Annotated in this window: 20 protein-coding genes, 1 pseudogene and 2 riboswitches; of the genes and pseudogenes, 8 read left to right on the plus strand and 13 right to left on the minus strand. The window is 67.2% G+C overall.

Annotated elements, in window-relative coordinates:
- Positions 1-82: 82 nt before the first annotated feature.
- Complete coding sequence (locus tag AASM09_RS19840) at positions 83-1,363, plus strand: NAD(P)/FAD-dependent oxidoreductase (RefSeq protein WP_049427525.1); 1,281 nt, start codon at positions 83-85, stop codon at positions 1,361-1,363.
- A gap of 128 nt (positions 1,364-1,491) precedes the next feature.
- On the opposite strand, the gene AASM09_RS19845 is transcribed toward AASM09_RS19840, so the two are convergent.
- The 3 genes from AASM09_RS19845 to AASM09_RS19855 form a co-directional block, all read right to left on the minus strand.
- Entirely contained in the window at positions 1,492-1,947 is a 456-nt protein-coding gene (locus AASM09_RS19845; RefSeq protein ID WP_049427680.1) for a hypothetical protein, read from the minus strand.
- Between the two features lie 3 nt (positions 1,948-1,950).
- Positions 1,951-2,382 (minus strand): nuclear transport factor 2 family protein, encoded by a 432-nt coding sequence (locus AASM09_RS19850; protein WP_049427681.1) that lies wholly within the window; start codon positions 2,380-2,382, stop codon positions 1,951-1,953.
- A 147-nt stretch (positions 2,383-2,529) separates the two neighbouring features.
- Entirely contained in the window at positions 2,530-2,805 is a 276-nt protein-coding gene (locus tag AASM09_RS19855; RefSeq protein WP_049426995.1) for a GIY-YIG nuclease family protein, read from the minus strand.
- A gap of 40 nt (positions 2,806-2,845) precedes the next feature.
- A riboswitch (glycine riboswitch) is annotated at positions 2,846-2,935 on the plus strand.
- Between the two features lie 13 nt (positions 2,936-2,948).
- A riboswitch (glycine riboswitch) is annotated at positions 2,949-3,052 on the plus strand.
- Between the two features lie 84 nt (positions 3,053-3,136).
- Here AASM09_RS19855 and AASM09_RS19860 point away from each other — a divergent pair.
- Positions 3,137-3,754 carry a trimeric intracellular cation channel family protein gene (locus AASM09_RS19860; protein ID WP_049426993.1) on the plus strand — a complete coding sequence of 206 codons (618 nt, stop codon included), beginning with the start codon at positions 3,137-3,139 and terminating at the stop codon, positions 3,752-3,754.
- 197 nt (positions 3,755-3,951) lie between these two features.
- Here AASM09_RS19860 and AASM09_RS19865 read toward each other — a convergent pair whose 3' ends face one another.
- From AASM09_RS19865 to AASM09_RS19895, 7 genes are all read right to left on the minus strand, one after another.
- Positions 3,952-5,025 (minus strand): 3-deoxy-7-phosphoheptulonate synthase, encoded by a 1,074-nt coding sequence (locus tag AASM09_RS19865; RefSeq protein WP_049426992.1) that lies wholly within the window; start codon positions 5,023-5,025, stop codon positions 3,952-3,954.
- Positions 5,026-5,321: 296 nt separating this feature from the next.
- Positions 5,322-5,579, minus strand: coding sequence for a hypothetical protein (locus tag AASM09_RS19870; RefSeq protein ID WP_049426991.1), 258 nt, complete (start codon positions 5,577-5,579; stop codon positions 5,322-5,324).
- Between the two features lie 90 nt (positions 5,580-5,669).
- On the minus strand, positions 5,670-6,008 hold the full coding sequence (locus AASM09_RS19875; protein WP_100443701.1) for a DUF6616 family protein: 339 nt from the start codon (positions 6,006-6,008) through the stop codon (positions 5,670-5,672).
- A gap of 46 nt (positions 6,009-6,054) precedes the next feature.
- Positions 6,055-6,795: a DNA alkylation repair protein gene (locus AASM09_RS19880; protein ID WP_049432067.1), complete on the minus strand. Its 741-nt coding sequence runs from the start codon at positions 6,793-6,795 to the stop codon at positions 6,055-6,057.
- A complete protein-coding gene (locus tag AASM09_RS19885; RefSeq protein ID WP_049432069.1) occupies positions 6,792-7,286 on the minus strand; it encodes a MarR family winged helix-turn-helix transcriptional regulator in 495 nt (164 codons plus the stop codon). The genes AASM09_RS19880 and AASM09_RS19885 overlap by 4 nt, the downstream gene beginning before the upstream one ends.
- Before the next feature lie 72 nt (positions 7,287-7,358).
- The gene (locus AASM09_RS19890) at positions 7,359-8,657 is read right to left on the minus strand and encodes a sensor histidine kinase (RefSeq protein WP_049432072.1); all 1,299 of its coding nucleotides are present in this window, start codon (positions 8,655-8,657) and stop codon (positions 7,359-7,361) included.
- A 32-nt stretch (positions 8,658-8,689) separates the two neighbouring features.
- Positions 8,690-9,397 (minus strand): response regulator transcription factor, encoded by a 708-nt coding sequence (locus tag AASM09_RS19895; RefSeq protein WP_049432076.1) that lies wholly within the window; start codon positions 9,395-9,397, stop codon positions 8,690-8,692.
- Positions 9,398-9,503: 106 nt separating this feature from the next.
- Between AASM09_RS19895 and AASM09_RS19900 the strand changes: the two genes are divergently transcribed.
- Both AASM09_RS19900 and AASM09_RS19905 read left to right on the plus strand, forming a co-directional pair.
- Positions 9,504-10,433 (plus strand): pepsin/retropepsin-like aspartic protease family protein, encoded by a 930-nt coding sequence (locus AASM09_RS19900; RefSeq protein ID WP_049432078.1) that lies wholly within the window; start codon positions 9,504-9,506, stop codon positions 10,431-10,433.
- 70 nt (positions 10,434-10,503) lie between these two features.
- Positions 10,504-11,668, plus strand: a pseudogene (locus tag AASM09_RS19905) (serine hydrolase domain-containing protein).
- Between the two features lie 28 nt (positions 11,669-11,696).
- Here AASM09_RS19905 and AASM09_RS19910 read toward each other — a convergent pair.
- From AASM09_RS19910 to AASM09_RS19920, 3 genes are all read right to left on the minus strand, one after another.
- The gene (locus AASM09_RS19910) at positions 11,697-12,308 is read right to left on the minus strand and encodes a DUF6445 family protein (RefSeq protein ID WP_049432082.1); all 612 of its coding nucleotides are present in this window, start codon (positions 12,306-12,308) and stop codon (positions 11,697-11,699) included.
- A gap of 133 nt (positions 12,309-12,441) precedes the next feature.
- Entirely contained in the window at positions 12,442-14,091 is a 1,650-nt protein-coding gene (gene groL, locus AASM09_RS19915) for a chaperonin GroEL (protein WP_100443702.1), read from the minus strand.
- Between the two features lie 81 nt (positions 14,092-14,172).
- Positions 14,173-14,460: a co-chaperone GroES gene (locus AASM09_RS19920; RefSeq protein ID WP_049427125.1), complete on the minus strand. Its 288-nt coding sequence runs from the start codon at positions 14,458-14,460 to the stop codon at positions 14,173-14,175.
- Positions 14,461-14,811: 351 nt separating this feature from the next.
- On the opposite strand from AASM09_RS19920, the gene AASM09_RS19925 reads away from it, so the two are divergent.
- From AASM09_RS19925 to AASM09_RS19940, 4 genes are all read left to right on the plus strand, one after another.
- Positions 14,812-16,602: an endonuclease gene (locus AASM09_RS19925; RefSeq protein ID WP_049427126.1), complete on the plus strand. Its 1,791-nt coding sequence runs from the start codon at positions 14,812-14,814 to the stop codon at positions 16,600-16,602.
- Between the two features lie 68 nt (positions 16,603-16,670).
- The gene (gene cutA / locus AASM09_RS19930) at positions 16,671-17,009 is read left to right on the plus strand and encodes a divalent-cation tolerance protein CutA (protein WP_343368575.1); all 339 of its coding nucleotides are present in this window, start codon (positions 16,671-16,673) and stop codon (positions 17,007-17,009) included.
- Positions 17,006-19,387, plus strand: coding sequence for a protein-disulfide reductase DsbD family protein (locus AASM09_RS19935; RefSeq protein ID WP_049427130.1), 2,382 nt, complete (start codon positions 17,006-17,008; stop codon positions 19,385-19,387). Before cutA ends, AASM09_RS19935 begins: the two co-directional genes overlap by 4 nt.
- Entirely contained in the window at positions 19,384-19,947 is a 564-nt protein-coding gene (locus AASM09_RS19940; RefSeq protein WP_049427132.1) for a TlpA family protein disulfide reductase, read from the plus strand. Before AASM09_RS19935 ends, AASM09_RS19940 begins: the two co-directional genes overlap by 4 nt.
- Positions 19,948-20,416: the final 469 nt, after the last annotated feature.

The following is a 20,416-nucleotide window of genomic DNA, read 5'->3' on the forward strand; positions in this document are numbered from 1 at the left end:
TCCACGCGGGCGCTGACGTGACAGGCGGTCGCCGTGCGAAGATGCCAGGCGCTTCCCCCAATGCCCCCACTGGAGTGAGTCGATGAGTCGCGAGCGCGTTCCCCACCTGGTCGTTGTCGGCGGCGGTTTTGCCGGTCTCTGGGCCACCCGTGCCCTGGCCCGCGAGCGCATGCGTATCACCCTGGTCGACCGCCGCAACCATCATCTGTTCCAGCCGCTGTTGTACCAGGTGGCCACCGCGGGCCTGTCCGCGCCGGATATCGCCGCACCGCTGCGCCACATCCTCGGCCACCAGCGCAATGTGGAAGTCCGCCTGGGCGAAGTGGTGGTCATCGACAAGCAGGCCCGGCAGATCCGCATGGCCGATGGCAGCGCGCTGGACTACGACAGCCTGCTGCTGGCCACCGGCGCCACCCACGCCTACTTCGGCAACGACCAATGGGCCGATGATGCGCCCGGCCTGAAGACGCTGGACGATGCCATCGCACTTCGCCGCAAGCTGCTGCTGGCCTTCGAACGCGCCGAGGCCGAACCGGACCCGGCAAAGAAAGCGGCGTGGCTGAGTTTCGCCATCGTCGGCGGCGGCCCTACCGGCGTCGAGCTGGCCGGCACGCTGGCCGAAATCGCGCGCCACACGCTGCGTAATGAATTCCGCCACATCGACCCGGCCAGCGCCAAGGTGCGGCTGGTCGAGGCCGGTCCGCGCGTGCTGTCCTCGTTCCCGGAAGTCCTTTCGCTGAAGGCGCGCCGGCAGCTGGAAAAGCTCGGCGTGGAAGTGCTGACGGGTACCCCGGTGAGCGACATCGACAGCCAGGGTTTCAAGCTCGGCGATCAGTTCGTGCCGGCACGCACCGTGGTGTGGGCCGCCGGCGTGGCCGCTTCACCGCTGGCGCGCACGCTGGACGTGCCGCTGGACCGCGCCGGACGCGTGCAGGTGCAACCGGACCTGACCCTGCCCGGTCACCCGGAGCTGTTCGTGGCCGGCGACCTGGCCGCGCTGAACCAGGCCAATGGCAAGCCGGTGCCCGGTGTGGCGCCCGCGGCCAAGCAGATGGGCAAGTACGTGGCCGAGGTGATCCGCGCGCGCCTGCACGGCAAGCCCGAACCCGGTCCGTTCAAGTACGCCGACTACGGCAACCTCGCCACGATCGGCCGCATGGCCGCGATCGTGCACCTGGGCCGGCTGCAGTTATCTGGTGTGCTGGCTTGGTGGTTCTGGCTGGCCGCGCACGTGTTCTTCCTGATCGGCTTCCGCAACCGCATCGTGGTGCTGCTGAACTGGGCGGTGGCGTACTGGAGCTACCAGCGCAGCGCACGCATCATCTTCGGTGATGACCGCGACGACCGGCGGCCGAAGCGGTAGGGCTGCACGCAACAGGGGTCGGATCCCTTTCCGCAGGAAAGGGCTCTGACCCCTTGCAGTAGATCCACGCCATGCGTGGATGAGCGCCTGTGCAGGCCGCATGGGGCTCAGCCACGCATGGCGTGGCTCTACTTCCTCATCGGGCCGCCCGGCACCCGCCGTTTCGACCATGCCCGGCAGAAATCCTCTTTTCTCGCGGTGTCGGCAATCTGCGCGGTACTCCAATGCCGGGTGATCCAGATCGTCAATGCGGTGCTGCTGAGATGCCAGCGCAGCATGTCTTGCTGCGGTTGCCGCCACAGGTGGCGTCGGGCAATCCAGAAGGCCTCCCGCTCCACTTCAGGCACCTTCTTCTTCATCACGTCCTTGTCGAAGAACTGGGCGATGAAACGCCACGGGTTCATCGGCTGGTATCCCGTTCGTGGTTCACTGGTGCACGCAGCCACACCACTCGGCACACGGTCTGCCGGCTGCGGCCGGCCTTCGACCAGCGTCAGCCCGAGCAGGTACAGCAGGCCAGGCAGCAGCGCGATGCCGGCGACCAGCACGACGACGGAGATCCATGCCTTGCCGGCGGCACGCATCGGTCACTGCGCCTTCGGCTTCGGGTACCACAGTGCGTTGACGATGACCCAGCGCTGCCCGAAGCGCCCCATGTGGAAGTAATCGACGAACCACGGTGTTTCCAGCCGCACCGAGGCGGCGCTGCCGGTCACATCCAGCACCGTGCAGCGGCGGTCCCATTGCTCCTTCGGGGTCTTCAGCGCGCCCTGCTTCGTCAGTGAGACCAGCTCTTCCTTCGACATCCGGCGCAGGCCAAGGCGCTCATCGGGTGTATCACCGAGGACCGCGCGCTTGGCCAGGTCCGGGTGCAGGGACCGTGCGACGCGCTGTGGGTCCGCCTCCAGCTGGCCGTCGACGTAGTCATGGCAGGTGGCTTCGATGGCCTCGATGGTGGCCGGGTCGGCGGCGGGGCTTATGGCTGCGGAAAGGGCGAACAGCAGGGCGATCGTGGACATCCGGGTCTCCAGCGCTGGGCGCGAGGCGATCATCGCACGGGCCGGGTAGCCCATCCACGCGTGGCGTGGATCTACTGTAGAGCCGAGCCCATGCTCGGCTTGACCATCAGGCAGCAGCAGCAACAACAGCCGAGCACGGGCTCGGCTCTACAGAAGCGCGGGATCCGGCGCCTGCAGCCAGGCCAGCTTGCGTTCGCGCGGCTGCTGCTTGAGCTGCCACTCGGCGCGCGAGGCGGCGGAACGGTCCGGGTATTCGCGTACGGCCAGCACGCGCAGTGGCGGCCGGGCCCGGGTGTAGCGCGCGCCCTTGCCGGCCTGGTGGGCGGCGAAACGCGCGTCAACGTCGGTGCTGATACCTGCGTAATAGCTGCCATCCCGGCATTCGAGCAGGTACAGGAACCACGGGCGGAGGGACGGGGCCATGCCTGGATTATGCCGTGCTGCACTGCAGCGGATATACTGGCGGCCGAATGCAGGAGAGAGGCGCCGCGCTGGCGCCCGCCGAAGGCGCAGGCTCCCATGATCGCTCAGGCCGGTGGGCTGGAATCCCACCAACCATGCATTCGACTCGCCGAGCTGGAGAGAGGTCACCGGGCACGCCCGGGACGATCCGCCGAAGGGGCACGCGGCCCATGCCGCTGAACTCTCAGGCAAAAGGACAGCGGGAGCGGCACCGGTCATCGTCATCCCGTCATTGCGCAGGCAGTGGCGGTATAGGCGCATGGCCGGCCCCACCGCGCCCGGAGCCTGTCCCATGCTGCTGTCCATCATCTACCTGATCGCCATTTCCGCCGAAGCCATGACCGGCGCGCTGTCCGCCGGCCGCCGCCGCATGGACCTGTTCGGCGTGGTCATGATCGCCTGCGTCACCGCACTCGGTGGCGGTTCGCTGCGCGACATCCTGCTCGGCCACTACCCGCTGGGCTGGGTGAAGCACCCCGAGTACCTGGGCTTCACCGTGTGCGCGGCGCTGATCGCCACATGGGTGGCGCGCTGGATGCACCACTTCCGCCGTACCTTCCTCGTGCTCGATGGCTTGGGCCTCATCGCCTTCACCCTGATCGGCTGCTCGATCGCACGCGAAGCGGGCCATGCGATGCCGATCGTGCTGATCGCCGGCATGCTGACCGGTGCGTTCGGCGGCGTGCTGCGCGACATCCTCTGCAACGAAGTACCGCTGATCTTCCAGAAGGAGCTGTACGCGATCATCGCGCTGCTGACCGGCGCGGCGTATCTGTTGCTGCTGCACTGGGGCGTGGCCGACGCCACCGCGATCCTGTGTTGCCTCGGTGGCGGGTTTGCGCTGCGCCTGTTGGCGATCCAATACCGCTGGGAAATGCCGAAGTTCGTGTATCACGACGAGGTGCATTGAACGATGGCGTGTTCGCCGGGCATGGCCCGGCGCTACCAGTCAAAGCCTGCACCACCCCGGCGATGTACCTGGCGCTGTCGCACATACGCAGCGCCAGGCGCATCGCCGGTGCGGACGGGTCGGCCTCCAACTCCGACCGACCCTGATCGCGGCCGCACCCCCGCAGGCGCTGGCCGCCATCCACACACATGCCGCACTCAGGCGGCTTCGGACACCTTCACTTCACGACGGGCGCGCACGGCCGCAGCCAGTCGCTCCAGCACCGTCACGGTGGTGTCCCAGTCGATGCAGCCATCGGTGATGCTCTGCCCGTAGACCAGCGGCTGGCCTTCCACCAGTTCCTGGCGGCCACCGACCAGATGGCTCTCGATCATCACACCGACGATGCGCTGTTCGCCGTCTTCCAACTGAACGGCGATGTCTTCGATCACCTTCGGCTGGTTCTCGGGGTTCTTCAGGCTGTTGGCATGACTGGCGTCGATCATCAGGCGCGTCGGCAGCTTGGCCTTGGCCAGCGCCTGGCAGGCCTCGCCCACGCTGGCCGCATCGTAGTTCGGCTGCTTGCCGCCGCGCAGGATCACATGGCAATCCGGGTTGCCGGTGGTCGAAACAATGGCGGTGCCGCCCTGCTTGGTCACCGACAGGAAATGATGCGGATTCGAAGCAGCACCCACCGCGTCGGCGGCGATCTTCACGTTGCCATCGGTGCCGTTCTTGAAGCCGACCGGGCACGACAGTCCCGAGGCCAGTTCGCGGTGCACCTGGCTTTCGGTGGTGCGCGCACCAATGGCACCCCAGGCCACCAGATCGGCAATGTACTGCGGCGAGATCACGTCGAGGAACTCGACGCCGGCCGGCAGGCCCAGCTTGTTGATGTCGCGCAGCAGGCCACGGGCGATGCGCAGGCCCTTGTCGATCCTGAAGCTGCCATCCAGGTCCGGATCGTTGATCAAGCCCTTCCAGCCCACCGTGGTACGCGGCTTCTCGAAGTACACGCGCATGACGATTTCCAGCTCGCCGGCCAGTGCGTCACGCAGCGGCTTCAGGCGCTGGGCGTATTCGATGGCGGCGTGCGGGTCGTGGATCGAGCACGGGCCGACCACCACCGCCAGGCGGTCGTCACGGCCATGCAGGATCTGGTGCAGGGCCGCGCGCGAGGCGCTGACGGTGTCGGAGGCTTCATCGTCACACGGCAGCATCGCCAGCAGCTGGGCAGGCGGTGTCAGCGGTTCGATGGTGCGGATACGCAGGTCGTCGGTGTGCGGGGGCATTGGGGGGAGGTCTCCGGAACGTTGGGGGTCCCCAGCGTGGCGGCATGAAAAAAGCCGCCAGGTTCGCTGGCGGCTTTCGGGAATGCGTCTGAAGCTTTCTTCAGGGTGAGCGCAGTCCTTCCTCCGCCAGTGGCTTCGGAAAGTAATACCAGTAAAAGCTGGTGGGGGCTGCGTTCATGGGTTCTATTGATAGCACAGCTTCTGCGCAGTGCAAAATGTTTCATCCGCAACTGGGGGCGCGGTTCAGCGAGTCGCGCACCTGGGCCATCCATGCGGCGCCAGGCACGCGAAGTCGCTCATCTGCCATGCACTTCCACGTCCAGCAGCAGGCCTTCATGGATGTCGGCCCAGCGCTCCAGCACGCGCCCCAGTTCCTGCCGGGCCTCATCCAGCTGCTCGGGATTGAGCAGGGAACGGGCGGTGTAAAGGTCGGATACCAGCCGCCGCAGGAGCGGTTCCGGGATCGCCACCGACGGCCCTTCCACCTGCGGCAGCTGCAGCGCCGGGGTGTCGCCAAGCGGGCCGTACAGCGTTACCTGGAGCGTGCTCTGCATGATCGACTTCCGTGCGGATGGACAGGGGCAGTGCACTGTTTACCGCGTCCGGGTGACAGGCGCATGTGCCATGCGCGTCCGAAGGAGCCGCTACAAGGCAGCCAGATCGGCCAGGTGCTGCCCCATCCCATCGTCCGCGCCGACGACATTGGTGGTGGCGAAGTACTGATGCCAACCGGTGGCGGCAATGCCTTCCACCAGGGCATCGGCGTCTTCCCGGCTCGCACATCTCCAGACAGCATGGAACTGCTCGCTGCCGCCGTGCGCTGCATCCGCGGCCACGCGGCCCATCGCCACCGGCGTGATGCGGGCCGGATCGAACTGTTGCATGCCGGCGCCGATGCGGGCGAAGAAGGCGGTGCGCTGGTCAGGCGGGAGCGCAGTCCAGGCAGGGGTGGCTGTGTAGAGCTCGATGAAGATGTGGGACATGGGGTTCTTCCTTGAGGGTTTGAGGGTTGCCGGCCAGCGGCCGGCACTACCGCAGCGAGCGTAGTGCGCGCCTGCGGATGTAGGCGTTGGCGCTGCCGTCGTGTTCACGCTGCCAGCGCGCGCACAGATCGCGCAGCCAGCGCGGCTGGGTCTTGCCGGCATCGTTGAGCCAGTTGCCAACCGAGTCCTGTACGTAGCGATCCGGATCGTCGGCCAGCGCTTCAAGCAGCGGCAATGCATGGTCCGGGTGCTGCTTGAACAACGCGATGTGCGTGGCCCACACGCCACGCGGGCGCAGTGCTTCGCAGGCGAAGCGACGCAGGTAGGGTGAAGCTTGCTGCGTCCATGGCTGCAGGCACTCCAGCGCCTGCAACGGTGCAGCAACGATATCTGCACGCAGCGCGAGCCACGCCCACTCACGCACGCCGAAGTGCGGATCATCGGCGAGCGGACGCATCGCACGCAGCTTGGCCGGTAACGTTGCGCTGGCATCGCTGCCAATCAGGTAGCAGGCCCAGCCACGCACGGAATCGGACGCATGCTCCTGCCATTTCGCAGGAGCGCCCTGCCCGCTTTCGCGCAGCAACCGGGCAGCCAGGGCCATGCGCTGGGTGATGCCCTTGCCTTCAGCATCGCGCATGCGGTGCAGCGCGTCATGTTCAAGTGCGGGTGCCACCGCCTGTAACAGCGCAGCGAAATCCACCGCCAGGCATTCAGCCAGATGGCTGGCGGCGACGCGGCCAGTGTTGAGCGCATTCAATCGCTCAGCTGTCAGGGTCCCGCTCATGCCCCACGACCTGTATCGGTGTGCCGCCAGACCTTGTGCAGCAGCTGCGACAACTGCTGCTGTTCTTCCGCGTCCAATCCGCTGAACAAGCCGCCTATCCATTGCGTGTGCTGGTTGAACAGCGCCTCGGCAAGGCGTTTCCCCTGTGTGGTCAGCACGATCTGCAGGCGCCTGCCATCTTCGGCGTCACTGCGCCGCTGCAGCAGCCCTTCGCGCTGCAGGCCATCGATCAGGCCACTGATCGTGGCGCGGGTGACACCTGCGCGCTCGGCCAGTTCATGCGGTGGCAGCGTGCCACCGGCACCGTGCAGCAGGAAAAGCACGGTGAATCGCCCTTCACTGAGCCCGTGCGGCGCCAGGCGTGTGGCGCAGTCGCGATCGATGGCCGATGACAGCGACAGCAACTGGAAACACAGGCGCAGCTGCGCGACGCCAGTATGGCCGCGCCGTTGCGCTTCATCCAGCAGGGCACTGTGCTTGGCTTCCAGCATGGCTTCATCCAATATGATTAGGTGCCTAATCATATGCTATAGCATAGGCATTACGTTAATATCCCAGCGATATCAGGAAACCGGCCCCAGCAGCAGGCGTGCGATCAGTCCGCCGCCATCACGCTGCAGCAGCAGAAGCTCGCCCCCATGCCGTCGTGCGACGTTGGCCGCCACCGCCAGGCCCAGGCCGGTCCCACCCGTGGCGCGGCTGCGCGAGCTCTCGCTGCGCTGGAAGGGTTGCAGCAGGCGTGCGCGGTCGTCCTCGGCGATGCCCGGGCCGCGGTCCATCACATCCAGCTGCATCCGATTGCCTGCCATGGCGGCGTGCAGGTCTACCGCACCGGCGTAGCGGTCTGCGTTGTCGATGAGGTTGTCGATCGCCCGCCGCAGCAGGAGCGCGTCACCCTGCCACGGCAGGGCATCCGGTCCCTCGATGGAGATTTCGATGCCGCGCAGCAGGGCACTGTGCACGCATTCCTCCAGCAACGCGGCCAGATCCAGCGGCCGCAACTGCAGTGGTTGCAGTTCGCCGCGTGCGTAATCGAGCACCTGCTCGATCATCGTATCCATGCGTTCGATGTCAGCCACCATCCGCGCGGCCTGTGCCGGCGGTGCGAACTCCGCACGCAGACGCAGGCCGGTCAACGGCGTGCGCAGGTCGTGCGCTACTGCGGCCAGCATGCGCGTCATGTCCTGGGCCTGTTCGCGCAGGCGCTCGCGCCCGGTGCTGATCGCTGCGGCCAGCATCTGTACTTCGCGTGGGCCGTCGTCCGGCAGTGGTGTGCCGTCCTGCAGTTCGACCTGTGCACTGGCCTCGGCCAGCCGCCGCAGCGGCCGTCCCAGGCGGACCGATGCCCAGGCGGCAAGGGGTGCCAACAGCACGGTCCCCGCTACCAGCGCCAGCACGACCTGCCGACGCCACGCCGCCAGATCGCTGTGGTCGCTGCCGACCACGTGCCATCGGCCATCAGCTTGGCGCACCGCCAGTTCAAAGGGTGACCACTGCATCTTGGTCAGCACTGACACCTGCGCCTGCAACGCGTCCGTCCGTGCATTTCCATCGAGTTCCATGCCGCCTTCGATGACCTTCACATCAGGCGCCTTGCCGCGGCCACTCCAGACCAACCGCACGTGTTCCAGCGGCAGGCCCATCTGCGACGCAACCAGGTGGGTGAGCCAGCCATTGCTGCTGCCCTGCGGCGGCGACGCACGGGTTTCGAGATGCAGCCCCAGCGGCATGGCGGGCCGTTCGCCACGAACGACCTGCATGGCCTGGTCCAGCCGCATGGGGGGCGGTGCGGGTCGTGGCATCCAGCCCACCACCGCGACGCTGACCAGCGTGGCCAGCAGCAGGCTGGCCAGGGCCACCATCGCGATCCAGCGTGCAGTGGACCAACGAGCCCTCACAGCACATGTACCTCGGCGCCGAAGCGATAGCCTTCGCCGCGCAGCGTCTGCACAAGCGCTTCCGCGCCGGGAGCCGCCTGGCCCAGCTTGCGGCGCAGCCGGCTGATCGCCAGATCGACGGCGCGGTCGACGCTGTCGCTGTCTTCGCCATGGGTCAACTGCAGCAGCTGCTCCCGTCCCAGCACGCGTCCGGGGCGCTCGGCCAACGCCAGCATCAGGGCGAACTCCCCCCGGCTGAGCGCGAGTTCACGGCCATCGGGTGTGAACAGGCGGCGCTGATCGGGTAGCAATCGCCAGCCGGCAAACCGCAGCTCGCTGGCGACCTGGGCGCGCAGCTTGTCCTGCCGGCGCAGCAGGGCACGCACCCGCGCCAGCAGTTCGCGTGGATCGAAGGGCTTGGCCAGATAGTCGTCCGCTCCCATTTCCAGGCCGATCACGCGGTCCGGTGTGGCCCCCATCGCCGACAGCATCAGGATCGGGATGGCCCGCGCCTGCAGCCGGCGGCACACCGACAGGCCGTCCTCTCCGGGCATCATCCAGTCCAGGATGATGGCGTCCGGACGCTCGTTCAGCAGCAGCAGATCCAGGCCTGCAGCGTCGGCTGCCACGCGCACCTGGTAGCCATGCAGCAGCAGGCAGTCGGCGATGGCGTCACGGATGCTGGCATCGTCATCGACAACGATGACCCGGGCAGGAGTGTTCATGCAGCCAGTATCCCGCAGGCATGTATCAGGACGGTATCAACGCCGATATTCGCGGGATACGCCGATGCACGCCAATAGGCCTCCACTTCTAGTCCGGAGATCCAACGTGCGCCTGTCCGTTCTGCCCCTGCTTGCCGCTGCATTCCCCGCGCTGGCCGCCGCCCCGCCTGTACACGTGCTGCCGATGTGGATGCAGGGCAACCATCCGGCAGTGGCCGTCTCACTGAACGGAAGCGCCGAACCGCTGCGCTTCGTGGTCGACAGCGCGGCTGGGGTCACCCTCGTCGACGGTCGGGTAGCCCGCCGCCACGGGCTGGAGGATCCCCGGTCCGCCACCACGCATGCGCAGGGGGCCAGCGCCCAGAGCGCGCCGCTGCAGCGCATGCACACGACCTCCTGGCGGATTGGCGGATGGCAGCTGCGCGTCAGCGGTGTGCAGGCCGACCTTTCCAATCTGCAGAAGGACGATGACCCCGCCGTCGACGGCCTGATCGGCAACGACCTGACCGGCCGTTGGGATACCCGCTGGGACTTCAGCCGTGGTGAGCTGGCGCTGTGGAAGCCCGGGCAGCTTGGCGTCGATGGTCGCCAGTGCCAGGCCAATGCACTGCCTGATCGGCGCGACGGCTTGGAACACTTCGCCTTCATTACCGTGAAACTGGGTGAGGCGGAAGTGGAAGCCATCGCGGTGGTCGACACCGGTGCCGCGCAGACCGTGCTCAATGCCGAAGCCGCCCGCGCACTGGGCCTGCGCATCGACGGCAGCGATGAGCGCCTGCGGGTCCGCGAGAAAGGCACGCAGGGACTGGGGGGCCAGCCGCAGGCGACGTGGTTGTACACCCTGTCCGGCATGTCCGGCACCGGTTGGCAGCACCCGGCGATGGAGGTCAGGATCAGCGAACTGTCGGTGTTCAGGTCCATCGGGCTGGAGGCTCGCCCCGCACTGATCCTCGGCGCCGACGCCATGGTCGCCAGTCAGGTGGACATCAGCGCCGGCGCCGCCCGGATCTGCCTGCGCCAGCCGGCGGTGACGTGACCCCGGCGTGCCATGACGCGGACCGCGGGCTGGCGTAGCATCGCGCCACGTCCCGCCAGGAGGTCCACGCATGCGCCGTGCTGCCCTGTTGTTGCCGACGCTGTTCCCGCTGGCCGTGCTGGCCGCACCACCCCCGGTACCCTCGCCGGCCCGCATCGATGCCGAAGTGCAGCGGCTGATGCGGGCCGCACAGGCGCGTGGCCTGGCGCTGGCGGTGATCGATGGCGGCAAGGTGGTGCACGTGGCTGCCTACGGCGAACGCAACGCCGCAGGCGAGCCGCTGCGCACCGATACGGTGATGTATGCCGCCTCGCTGACCAAGATGGCATTCGGCCATCTGGTCGCGCAGCTGGCGCAAGACGCGCAGGATCGATCTGGATGCCAGCATCGCCACAGCGCTGGACAAGCCGCTGCCGGACTATCCGCCCGAAACGAAGAAGTACGCCGACTACAGCGTGCTGGCCGATGATGCGCGCTGGCGCCAGCTCACCCCTCGCCTGCTGCTCAACCACGCCAGTGGCTTTGCCAACTTCGGGTTCCTCGAACCGGACGGCCGGCTGAAGTTCCACTTCGATCCGGGCAGCCGCTACGGCTATTCCGGCGAAGGGTTGATCCTGCTGCAGTTCGTGATCGAGCGCGGGCGGCTGGGCGAGGATGTGGGCGCGTTGATGCAGCAGCGGGTGTTCGACCGCTTCGGCATGACCCGCACCAGCATGATGTGGCGCGAAGACTTCGCCACCAACCTGGCCGATGGCTGGACCATGGAGGGCACCGCCGAGCCGCACGATGAGCGCAGCCGCGTGCGTGCGGCCGGTTCGATGGATACCACCATCGCCGACATGGCCCGCTTCGCTGCCGGCTACGTGCGCGGCGATGGACTGTCAGCGGCGATGCGCAAGGAGCTGGTGCGGCCGCAGCTGCCGATCACCACCGCTAGCCAGTTCCCCACCCTGCAGCCGGAGTTGCCGAAGGCGCAGCAGCGCAAGGACCTGGCGGCGGGCCTGGGCGTAGTGACGTTCCGTGGCCCGCAAGGCGCAGGCTTCTACAAGGGCGGCCACGATGATGCGGTGGGCAACACGCTGGTGTGCGTGGAGCGGCAGCAGCGCTGCGTGGTGATCCTGGGCAACGATGTGCGCGCCGAAGCGACCTTCCCGGCGCTGGTGGCCTTCGTGCTGGGCGACACCGGCGTGCCGTGGCAGTGGGAGTACGGCGCGGAGAAGGCATTCGTGAAGTAGATCCACGCCATGCGTGGATGGCTTCTGCTTACCGCGCCTGCTCGAAGAACATCAGGTAGACCAGCCGCCCATTTTCCGGCCGGTCGCCGAAGGCCGGGCCAGCGGTATGCCAGAACCACGGGCGCAGCAGCACCAGGCGGTTGAAGCGCATCGGGATGCGCATGGTCATCTCCCACTGGCTGTCGTCAATGCTGTCGCGTTCGATGATGTCGCGATGCATGTCGCCGCCATTGGCGTAGCCCAGCGCAGCCAGCTCGTGGGCGTTCAGCGCCATGCGCTCGGTGTTGGTGCGGCGATGGCGGAAGAATTCGGTACCGCCTTCGCAGTGCTCCGGAGCGCTGAGGTAGAGGATGCCGGACCAGTGCGAATGATCGGTGTGCACCTTGGCGCGACCGACATCGCTGGCCAGGGTCAGCCGGAACTTGCCGTGCGACTGCAGCGGATTGACCGGCCGCAGCGGCTCGTTGACCAGCCGCGATGCGGCCTCGGACAGGCCGTCCAGCTCCAGCCGCTCGAGCGAATTGCGGCCGGGGAATGCACCCTCCTGCGCCGGGTAGGTCAGGCCCAGGCCGGCCTGGCGCAGGCCGTGCGCATCGGCCGGAGAGAGGAAGTCGTCGACGACGATGAACGAGGTAGGCATGGTCGCCGAGCGTAGCGACGCGGCGCCATGGCGGCAACCGTGCAACAAAAAACCCCGCCTCGCGGCGGGGTTTTCCTTTGCATCGGGGAGACGCGCCGGCCAGGGCCGGCAACGTCCGACGCGGGCGTGGACCTTAGAAGTCCATGCCGCCCATGCCACCCATGCCACCCATGCCACCGGCGCCACCCATGGCCGGCTCGTCCTTCTTCGGAGCTTCGGCAACCATGGCTTCGGTGGTGATCATCAGGCCAGCGATCGAAGCAGCGTTCTGCAGCGCCGAACGGGTCACCTTGGTCGGGTCCAGGATGCCGAACTGCAGCATGTCGCCGAACTCGCCGGTGGCGGCGTTGTAGCCGAAGCTGCCGGTGCCTTCCTTGACCTTGTTGATGATGACCGACGGCTCTTCACCGGCGTTGGCAACGATTTCGCGCAGCGGAGCTTCCATCGCGCGCAGGGCGATCTGGATGCCGTGGTTCTGGTCTTCGTTGGCACCCTTCAGGCCAGCCAGTGCGGTGACCGCACGGACCAGGGCAACGCCGCCGCCCGGGACCACGCCTTCTTCAACGGCTGCACGGGTCGCGTGCAGGGCGTCGTCGACGCGATCCTTCTTTTCCTTCATTTCGATTTCGGTCGAAGCACCGACCTTGATCACGGCAACGCCGCCGGCCAGCTTGGCCACGCGTTCCTGCAGCTTCTCGCGATCGTAATCGGAGGAGGTGTCCTGGATCTGGGTCTTGATCTGGCCGACGCGTGCGTCGACGGCAGCCTTGTCACCCACGCCATCGATGATGGTGGTGTTTTCCTTGGAAACCTGCACCTTCTTGGCGCGGCCCAGGTCCTTGATGGTGGCCTTTTCCAGCGACAGGCCAACTTCTTCGGAGATCACGGTGCCGCCGGTCAGCACGGCCATGTCTTCCAGCATCGCCTTGCGACGGTCGCCGAAGCCCGGTGCCTTGACGGCCACGACCTTGACGATGCCACGGATGGTGTTGACCACCAGGGTGGCCAGCGCTTCGCCTTCGACTTCTTCGGCAACGATCAGCAGCGGCTTGCCGGCCTTGGCGACGCCTTCCAGCACCGGCAGCAGGTCACGGACGTTGGAGATCTTCTTGTCGTGCAGCAGGATGAACGGGTCATCCAGGTCAGCGGTCTGCGACTGCTGGTTGTTGATGAAGTACGGGGACAGGTAGCCGCGGTCGAACTGCATGCCCTTGACCACGTCCAGCTCGTTGTCCAGGCCCGAGCCTTCTTCAACGGTGATCACGCCTTCCTTGCCGACTTCCTTCATCGCGTCGGCGATGATCTGGCCGATCGACTCGTCCGAGTTGGCCGAGATGGTGCCGACCTGGGCAATCGCCTTGTCGTCGGCGGTCGGCTTGGAGATGTTCTTCAGCTCGGTGACGGCGGCCACGACGGCCTTGTCGATACCGCGCTTGAGGTCCATCGGGTTCATGCCGGCGGCCACAGCCTTGGCGCCTTCGCGGATCAGGGCCTGGGCCAGCACGGTGGCGGTGGTGGTGCCGTCGCCTGCGTCGTCGTTGGTGCGGGAAGCGACTTCCTTCACCATCTGCGCGCCCATGTTCTCGAACTTGTCAGCCAGTTCGATTTCCTTGGCGACGGAGACGCCGTCCTTGGTGATGGTCGGGGCGCCGAAGCTCTTTTCCAGCACGACGTTGCGGCCCTTCGGGCCCAGGGTGGCCTTGACGGCATTGGCGAGAACGTTGACGCCGCGCACCATGCGCGAACGGGCGTCTTCACCGAAACGAATATCCTTGGCAGCCATTGCGATTACCTCGATGTTTGCACCGGGCCGGGCCCGGCGACGAAAAGGGATGTCTTACAGAAAAGCAGGTCGCGCCGAGGCTCAGCCGATGATGGCGAGCACGTCGTCTTCACGCAGGACCTTGTACTCGACGCCTTCGCTCTTGTACGAGCTGCCGGCGTACTGGCCGTAGATGACCTTGTCGCCAACCTTCAGCGACGGCGCACGCACGCTGCCGTTGTCCAGCGGCTTGCCCGGGCCGACGGCCACGACTTCACCCTTGGTGGACTTTTCCTTGGCCGAATCCGGAATGACGATGCCACCGGCGGAGATTTCGTCGGCTTCGATCGGCTTGACCACAACGCGGTCGTGCAGCGGCTTGATGCTCATGAGAGACCTCTTAAGTTATTGATTGGTCTGAAAAAGTCTGGCGATGTTAGCAGTCGCACCGGGCGAGTGCCAGCAACGCGCGTGAAAAAGCCCGACAAGTCGGGAGCACGACAGAGATGGAGACCTCCACAGGCCTTTCAAGGGCCGATCCCGAAATTTTTCTCCGGGCCCGGAAACCTCCTTCCCTGCGTGGACGCCTGTATAGGGATGCAGTGCCGCAAGCCAAGGGGGGAACGGGTGACATTTGGTGACCAATGTCCCACTGTCAGATATCTGACGTTCATTTACGACAAAGTGTCACTGGATCGGCCTTAGGCTCGGCCGCGCATTCCCAATCACAAGGAGTTGTCGATGCGATTGCTGTCCCCGCTTGCCGCCGCCTGCCTGCTGGCGCTGGCCGCCGCGCCGGCCCAGGCCGAGGTCTTCATCAACGAACTGCACTACGACGACAGCACCGCCGCCGGTGACGTCGGCGAAGCGATCGAGGTCGTCGCCACCGCCGGAGAGGACCTCTCCGGCTATCGGCTTTACCTCTACAACGGCAGCAATCCTTCGGCTGCCGCGGTCTACGCCAACAACCCGGTCCCGGCCGGCACCGCCGCAGGCTGCGGCAGCGCGACCATCGCCGTGGTCAACTACCCGACCAACGGCATCCAGAACGGCCCGAACGATGGCATCGCCCTGGTCGATGCCAGCGGCAAGGTGGTCCAGTTCCTCAGCTACGAGGGCGCCATCACCGCCTCCGGTGGCCCTGCCGCCGGCATGACCAGCCAGAACATTCCGGTGGCCGAGACCAACAGCACGGCCCCGGGCACCTCGCTGCAGCTGACCGGCAGCGGCAGCCAGTACGCGCACTTCACCTGGGCCGAGTCGGCCAGGCAGACCTTCGGCAGCTGCAACAACGGCCAGACCTTCAGCGGCGGCGGCACCCCGGGCCCGAACACACCACCGTCGGTGTCCACCACCACCCCGGCACAGGGCAGCAGCACCTTCCCGGCCGCGGCCGATCTGGAAGTGGTGTTCAGCGAGACGGTGAACCTGGCCAGTGGCGCCTTCGCGCTGAGCTGCGGCACCTCCGGCAGCGTGCCGCTGACCTTCCCGGCCAGCGGCCGCAGCGTGAAGCTGTCCACCAACACCGCGCTGGTGGCCGGTGAGGCCTGCCGCTTCGATATCCGCGCCGCGCGCATCACCGACCTGCAGGGCGCGCACCCGGCCGCCGACAGCCGCATCGCGTTCACCGTGGCCAGCACCGGCGGCAATCCGGACCCGGGCAACCCGGGCGTGCCGGCCGGCTACTACTCCAAGGTGAACACCTCCAGCCCGAGCCAGCTGCGCTGCTCGCTGCACGCCACCATCAAGGGCCACACCGCCTACCCGTACAGCGGCTCGGGCACCAGCACCTGGACCATCCTGGAGATTGCCGACGAGGACCCGAACAACCCGAACCGCATCCTCGACGCGTATCGCAACCGCAGCTACGCCAAGGTGACCGATCGCGCCGGCAGCGGCAGTGGCCTGAAGTACAACCGCGAACACACCTGGCCGAACTCGCTGGGCTTTGCCAGCACCACCGGTGACAAGGGCCTGCCGTACGCGCCGTACACCGACACCCACATGCTGTACCTGACCGATGCACAGTGGAACGCCGACCGTGGCAACAAGCCGTACGCCAAGTGCGATGCCGGCTGCGGCGAGCGTGCCACCGAGGCCAACAACGGCCAGGGCGGCGGCAGCGGTGGCTATCCGGGCAATTCCAACTGGGTGCGCACGCCGGACGGCAACACCGGCACGTTCGAGGTGTGGGGCAAGCGCAAGGGCGACATGGCGCGTGCGGTGATGTACATGGCCATCCGCTACGAGGGCGGCAAGGATGCGGCCACCGGCCAGTCCGAGCCGGACCTGGAGCTGACCGACGACCGCAGCAAGATCGTCAAGACCAGCAGTTCGCCGGCCTACATGGGCCTGCTGTCCACGCTGATCGACTGGCACCTGTCCGACCCGCCGGATGATGCCGAACGTGCGCGCAATGACGTGATCTACAGCTTCCAGGGCAACCGCAACCCGTTCATCGACCACCCCGAGTGGGCGACCCCGGGCCTGTTCACCTCGGCCAAGCCGGCGACCTGCCAGCTGGCCAACTGACCGCGCAACGCAGCGGTCCACTGCCGCCGCCGGGCCCTGACCCGGCGGCGGCCCTATACTCGACGGCCATGTCGACCGTCGATCCCGTCCTGCTGCTGTTGACCACCTGCCCGGACCGGGTCAGTGCCGAGCGCATCGCGCACGCGCTGGTCGGCGAGCGCCTGGCCGCGTGCGTGACCCGCCTCGATGGCGCACAGTCGACCTACCGCTGGCAGGGCGAGGTGACCACCGACGCCGAGCTGCAGCTGCTGGTGAAGACCACCGGAAGCCGCGTCGATGACGCGATTGCCCGGATCGTCGAACTGCATCCGTATGAACTCCCGGAGTGCATCGCGGTCGAAACCCGGGCCGGCCTGCCGGCGTATCTGGATTGGATCCGGGCACAGACCCGGGAGGACACTGATTGAAGACTCTGTTTGCGCGTGGCGCCGCCCTGTGCGCCCTGTTGTGGCTCTCGCTGCCAGCGTTCGCGCTGGATGAGAAGGACCTGCTGCCGGTGGACCAGGCGTTCGCGCTGACCGCCACCGCCCCCGAGCGCGGCCAGGTGCAACTGCAGTTCAAGATCGCACCCGGCTACTACCTGTATCGCCACCGCACCAGCGTCAAGGCCGATCCGGCGTTCAATGCCGGCGCGCTGCAGATGCCCAAGGGCGACAAGCACCACGACGATTTCTTCGGCGAAGTCGAAACCTATCGCGAACGCCTGCAGGCTACCCTGCCCGGCACGCCGACCGATGCCGCAGGCACCATCAGCCTGGAAGTACGCTACCAGGGCTGTGCCGACGCCGGTGTCTGCTACCCGCCGCAGAAGCGCGTGGTACAGGTCAGCCTGCCCGGTGCCGGTGCACAGGCCGCGGCCCCTGCCGCGCGTGCCGGTGCCGCCAGCCCGTTCAACAATCCGCTGGCAGGTGCCGGCAACAGCGGCGGGCTGCGCCTGCCGGGTGCCGCCAGCAACAGCCAGGCGCTGCCGCTTCCGTCCGAGCAGGCGTTCGGCTTCGATGCCATCGCCAGCGACGGCAACACCCTGCTGCTGCGCTTCAGCCCGGCGCCGGGCTACTACCTGTATCGCGACCGCACCTCGCTGAAGCTGGAAGGCAGCACCGGCGCGCAGGCCGGCACGCCGCGCTGGCCGGCTGCGCAGTCGCATCGTGATGAACACTTCGGCAATGTATCGGTCTACTTCAACCAGGTGGAAGTACCGCTGCCGCTGCGCCGCTCCGTTGCCGACGCGGTCGACAGCACCCTGGTGGTGACCTTCCAGGGCTGCCAGACCGATGGCATCTGCTACCCGCCGATGACCCGCCGGGTGAAGCTGTCGATCCCCGCCGGCAAGGTCAGCGCCAACGCCGACCAGACACCGCCGCGCAACGAGGTGATCAACCCGCTGCCCGGTGCCGTCGGTGCACCGCGCGAAGCTGCCAATGGCGCCCCACTGCGCCTGCTGCCGACCGTGCCCAACACCGAAGCGGCGTCGGCCACTGCGGGTGACGTTGCCTCCGGCAATGAATTCGCCGCCGATGCGCAGGGTGACAACGCACTGCGCACGCGTCCGCCGGCGACCACGCCGAACCCGGACCGCTCGTTCGTCTGGGTGCTGTTGTTGGCCTTGGCCGGTGGCTTGGTATTGAACCTGATGCCGTGCGTGCTGCCGATCCTGTCGCTGAAGGTGCTGAGCCTGGCGCAGAGCGGCGAGAGCCCGCAGCGCGCGCGCAGCCACGCGCTCTGGTACACGCTGGGCGTGCTGGTCGCCTTCGCGGTGATCGGCGCCTTGATGGTCGGCCTGCGCGCGATCGGCAACGCCGTCGGCATCGGCTTCCAGCTGCAGCATCCGGGCGTGGTGGCGGCACTGGCCTACATCATGTTCGCGGTGGGGCTGAGCCTGTCCGGTGTGTTCACCCTCGGCGGTGGCATCGGCAACCTTGGCCAGTCCCTGGCCAGCCGCAGCGGCCCGGCCGGCGACTTCTTCACCGGTGCGCTGGCCTGCGTGGTCGGCAGTGCCTGCGTCGGCCCGTTCATGGGTGGCGCGATCGCCTACGCGTTCATTGCGCCGCCGCTGAAGGCGATGACCGTGTTCCTGTTCCTCGGCCTGGGCCTGGCGCTGCCGTTCCTGCTGATCGGCTTCGTGCCGGCGCTGGCGCGCCGCCTGCCCAAGCCGGGCCCGTGGATGGAAACGCTCAAGCACGTGCTGGCCTTCCCGATGTATGCCACCGCGCTGTGGCTGCTGTGGGTGCTGGGCAAGCAGCGCGGCGTGGACGGCATGGCGCTGGTGCTGGGTGGCCTGCTGCTGTTCGCCTTCGGCCTGTGGCTGTTCGAGCGCAACCGCTGGACCGGCTCGCGTGCAGTGACCCTGCTCGGTGTGCTGCTGGCGATCGGTGCATTGGTACCGGCCTGGGGCGTGACCCAGCTGGCACCGCCGGCACGCGCCGCACAGGCGGCCAGCGACAACGTGGTGGAGTACTCGCCGCAGCTGCTGGACCGCCTGCGCGCCGACAACCGCGTGGTGTTCGTCAACATGACCGCCGACTGGTGCGTGAGCTGCAAGGCCAACGAGCGCGCCGTGCTGTCGCGCCCGGAGTTCAAGGACCTGCTCAAGCGCACCAACGCGGTGTACATGCGCGGTGACTACACCAACGTCGATCCGCAGATCACCACGTTCCTGGAAGAACACAAAGCCGTCGGCGTGCCGCTGTACGTGGTGTACGGCCCCGGTGCACCGCCGACCGTGCTGCCGACGCTGCTGACCCAGGCCGTGGTCGAGGAAGCGCTGCTGCGCACCGCACGATGAAGTGGCAACGGCCAGCGCTGCTGTGGACAGCGGTGCTGGCCGCCGGCCTTGGCCTGTGGGCCGGCCATCGATTGGCACCGGCGCCGGTGATGCCTGGGGCCATGCCGGCGGCGCCCGCCGTCGCGCCTGCGACGCCGGTCCTGCAGGTTGGCGACAGCCTGCCCGCATTGTCGCTGCCCGATCTTGAAGGCCGCCCCCTGGACCTGCACCAGCGCTTCGCCGGCCGCCCACTGCTGATCAACGTCTGGGCCAGCTGGTGCGCCCCCTGCGTGGAAGAGATGCCGGAACTTGCCCGCTTCGCCCAGGTGCAGGGCGACGACGGTGTGCAGGTGCTGGGCCTGGCACTGGATACCCCGGAAGACGTGCGCCGTTTCCTGCGGCAGGTGCCGGTGGATTACCCGATCGTGATCGAGACACCGGGCCCGCGCGATGCCAGCGTGCAGCTGGGCAACGCGCAGGGCCTGCTGCCCTACAGCGTGCTGTTCGATGCGCAGGGGCGGATGGTCAAGGCGAAGCTGGGACCGTTCGCTCACGGCGAAATCGAACGCTGGGTGAAGTGAGGGTTCGGCAGGGTTGCACCCTGCACCCGCTTCAGGCCAGAGCAACAGCCGAAGCAACAGCTACAGCGGGCTTTCCGTGGGATGGCGGGGCGATGTCGGAGTGCGGGGACGCTGCAAGTACGTCCCTGTAAGCTTGGCAGCCGCATCCATGCGGCTGACACCCCGCACTCCGACACCGCCCCACCTCTTACAGATTCCGATGGCTGTTGGTAGATGTCGACCTTGGTCGACACGGTAGATCCACGCCATGCGTGGATGGATCTCCATCGAAATCGAATATTCCGACAATTGAACGAAGAGCATCCACGCATAGCGTGGATCTACAGATCGCGGAGATCTGTCGAAGGCGGGGTGGGTCCGGTGGCGGGGGTGTCCGCGGCATGGATGCCGCGGCCAAGCCCCCAAGGACGGGTTTACGGCGTCCCCCGCCACCGGACCCACCCTGCCATCCCACGGAATGCACGCTGTT

Source organism: Stenotrophomonas maltophilia, assembly GCF_039555535.1.
GTDB classification, from domain to species: Bacteria; Pseudomonadota; Gammaproteobacteria; order Xanthomonadales; family Xanthomonadaceae; genus Stenotrophomonas; species Stenotrophomonas maltophilia_Q.

Coding starts and splice junctions, on each gene's coding strand:
- AASM09_RS19890 (WP_049432072.1), bottom strand. CDS start 8,657: ATGGTGGCCCTGGCCAGCCTGCTGCTGGCCACGCTGGTCAGCGTCGCG.
- AASM09_RS19885 (WP_049432069.1), bottom strand. CDS start 7,286: ATGCTGGAAGCCAAGCACAGTGCCCTGCTGGATGAAGCGCAACGGCGC.
- AASM09_RS19875 (WP_100443701.1), bottom strand. CDS start 6,008: ATGTCCCACATCTTCATCGAGCTCTACACAGCCACCCCTGCCTGGACT.
- AASM09_RS19845 (WP_049427680.1), bottom strand. CDS start 1,947: ATGCGTGCCGCCGGCAAGGCATGGATCTCCGTCGTCGTGCTGGTCGCC.
- AASM09_RS19910 (WP_049432082.1), bottom strand. CDS start 12,308: ATGCCTACCTCGTTCATCGTCGTCGACGACTTCCTCTCTCCGGCCGAT.
- AASM09_RS19840 (WP_049427525.1), top strand. CDS start 83: ATGAGTCGCGAGCGCGTTCCCCACCTGGTCGTTGTCGGCGGCGGTTTT.
- AASM09_RS19880 (WP_049432067.1), bottom strand. CDS start 6,795: ATGAGCGGGACCCTGACAGCTGAGCGATTGAATGCGCTCAACACTGGC.
- AASM09_RS19850 (WP_049427681.1), bottom strand. CDS start 2,382: ATGTCCACGATCGCCCTGCTGTTCGCCCTTTCCGCAGCCATAAGCCCC.
- cutA (WP_343368575.1), top strand. CDS start 16,671: ATGTCGACCGTCGATCCCGTCCTGCTGCTGTTGACCACCTGCCCGGAC.
- AASM09_RS19920 (WP_049427125.1), bottom strand. CDS start 14,460: ATGAGCATCAAGCCGCTGCACGACCGCGTTGTGGTCAAGCCGATCGAA.
- AASM09_RS19855 (WP_049426995.1), bottom strand. CDS start 2,805: ATGGCCCCGTCCCTCCGCCCGTGGTTCCTGTACCTGCTCGAATGCCGG.
- AASM09_RS19865 (WP_049426992.1), bottom strand. CDS start 5,025: ATGCCCCCGCACACCGACGACCTGCGTATCCGCACCATCGAACCGCTG.
- groL (WP_100443702.1), bottom strand. CDS start 14,091: ATGGCTGCCAAGGATATTCGTTTCGGTGAAGACGCCCGTTCGCGCATG.
- AASM09_RS19895 (WP_049432076.1), bottom strand. CDS start 9,397: ATGAACACTCCTGCCCGGGTCATCGTTGTCGATGACGATGCCAGCATC.
- AASM09_RS19925 (WP_049427126.1), top strand. CDS start 14,812: ATGCGATTGCTGTCCCCGCTTGCCGCCGCCTGCCTGCTGGCGCTGGCC.
- AASM09_RS19940 (WP_049427132.1), top strand. CDS start 19,384: ATGAAGTGGCAACGGCCAGCGCTGCTGTGGACAGCGGTGCTGGCCGCC.
- AASM09_RS19870 (WP_049426991.1), bottom strand. CDS start 5,579: ATGCAGAGCACGCTCCAGGTAACGCTGTACGGCCCGCTTGGCGACACC.
- AASM09_RS19860 (WP_049426993.1), top strand. CDS start 3,137: ATGCTGCTGTCCATCATCTACCTGATCGCCATTTCCGCCGAAGCCATG.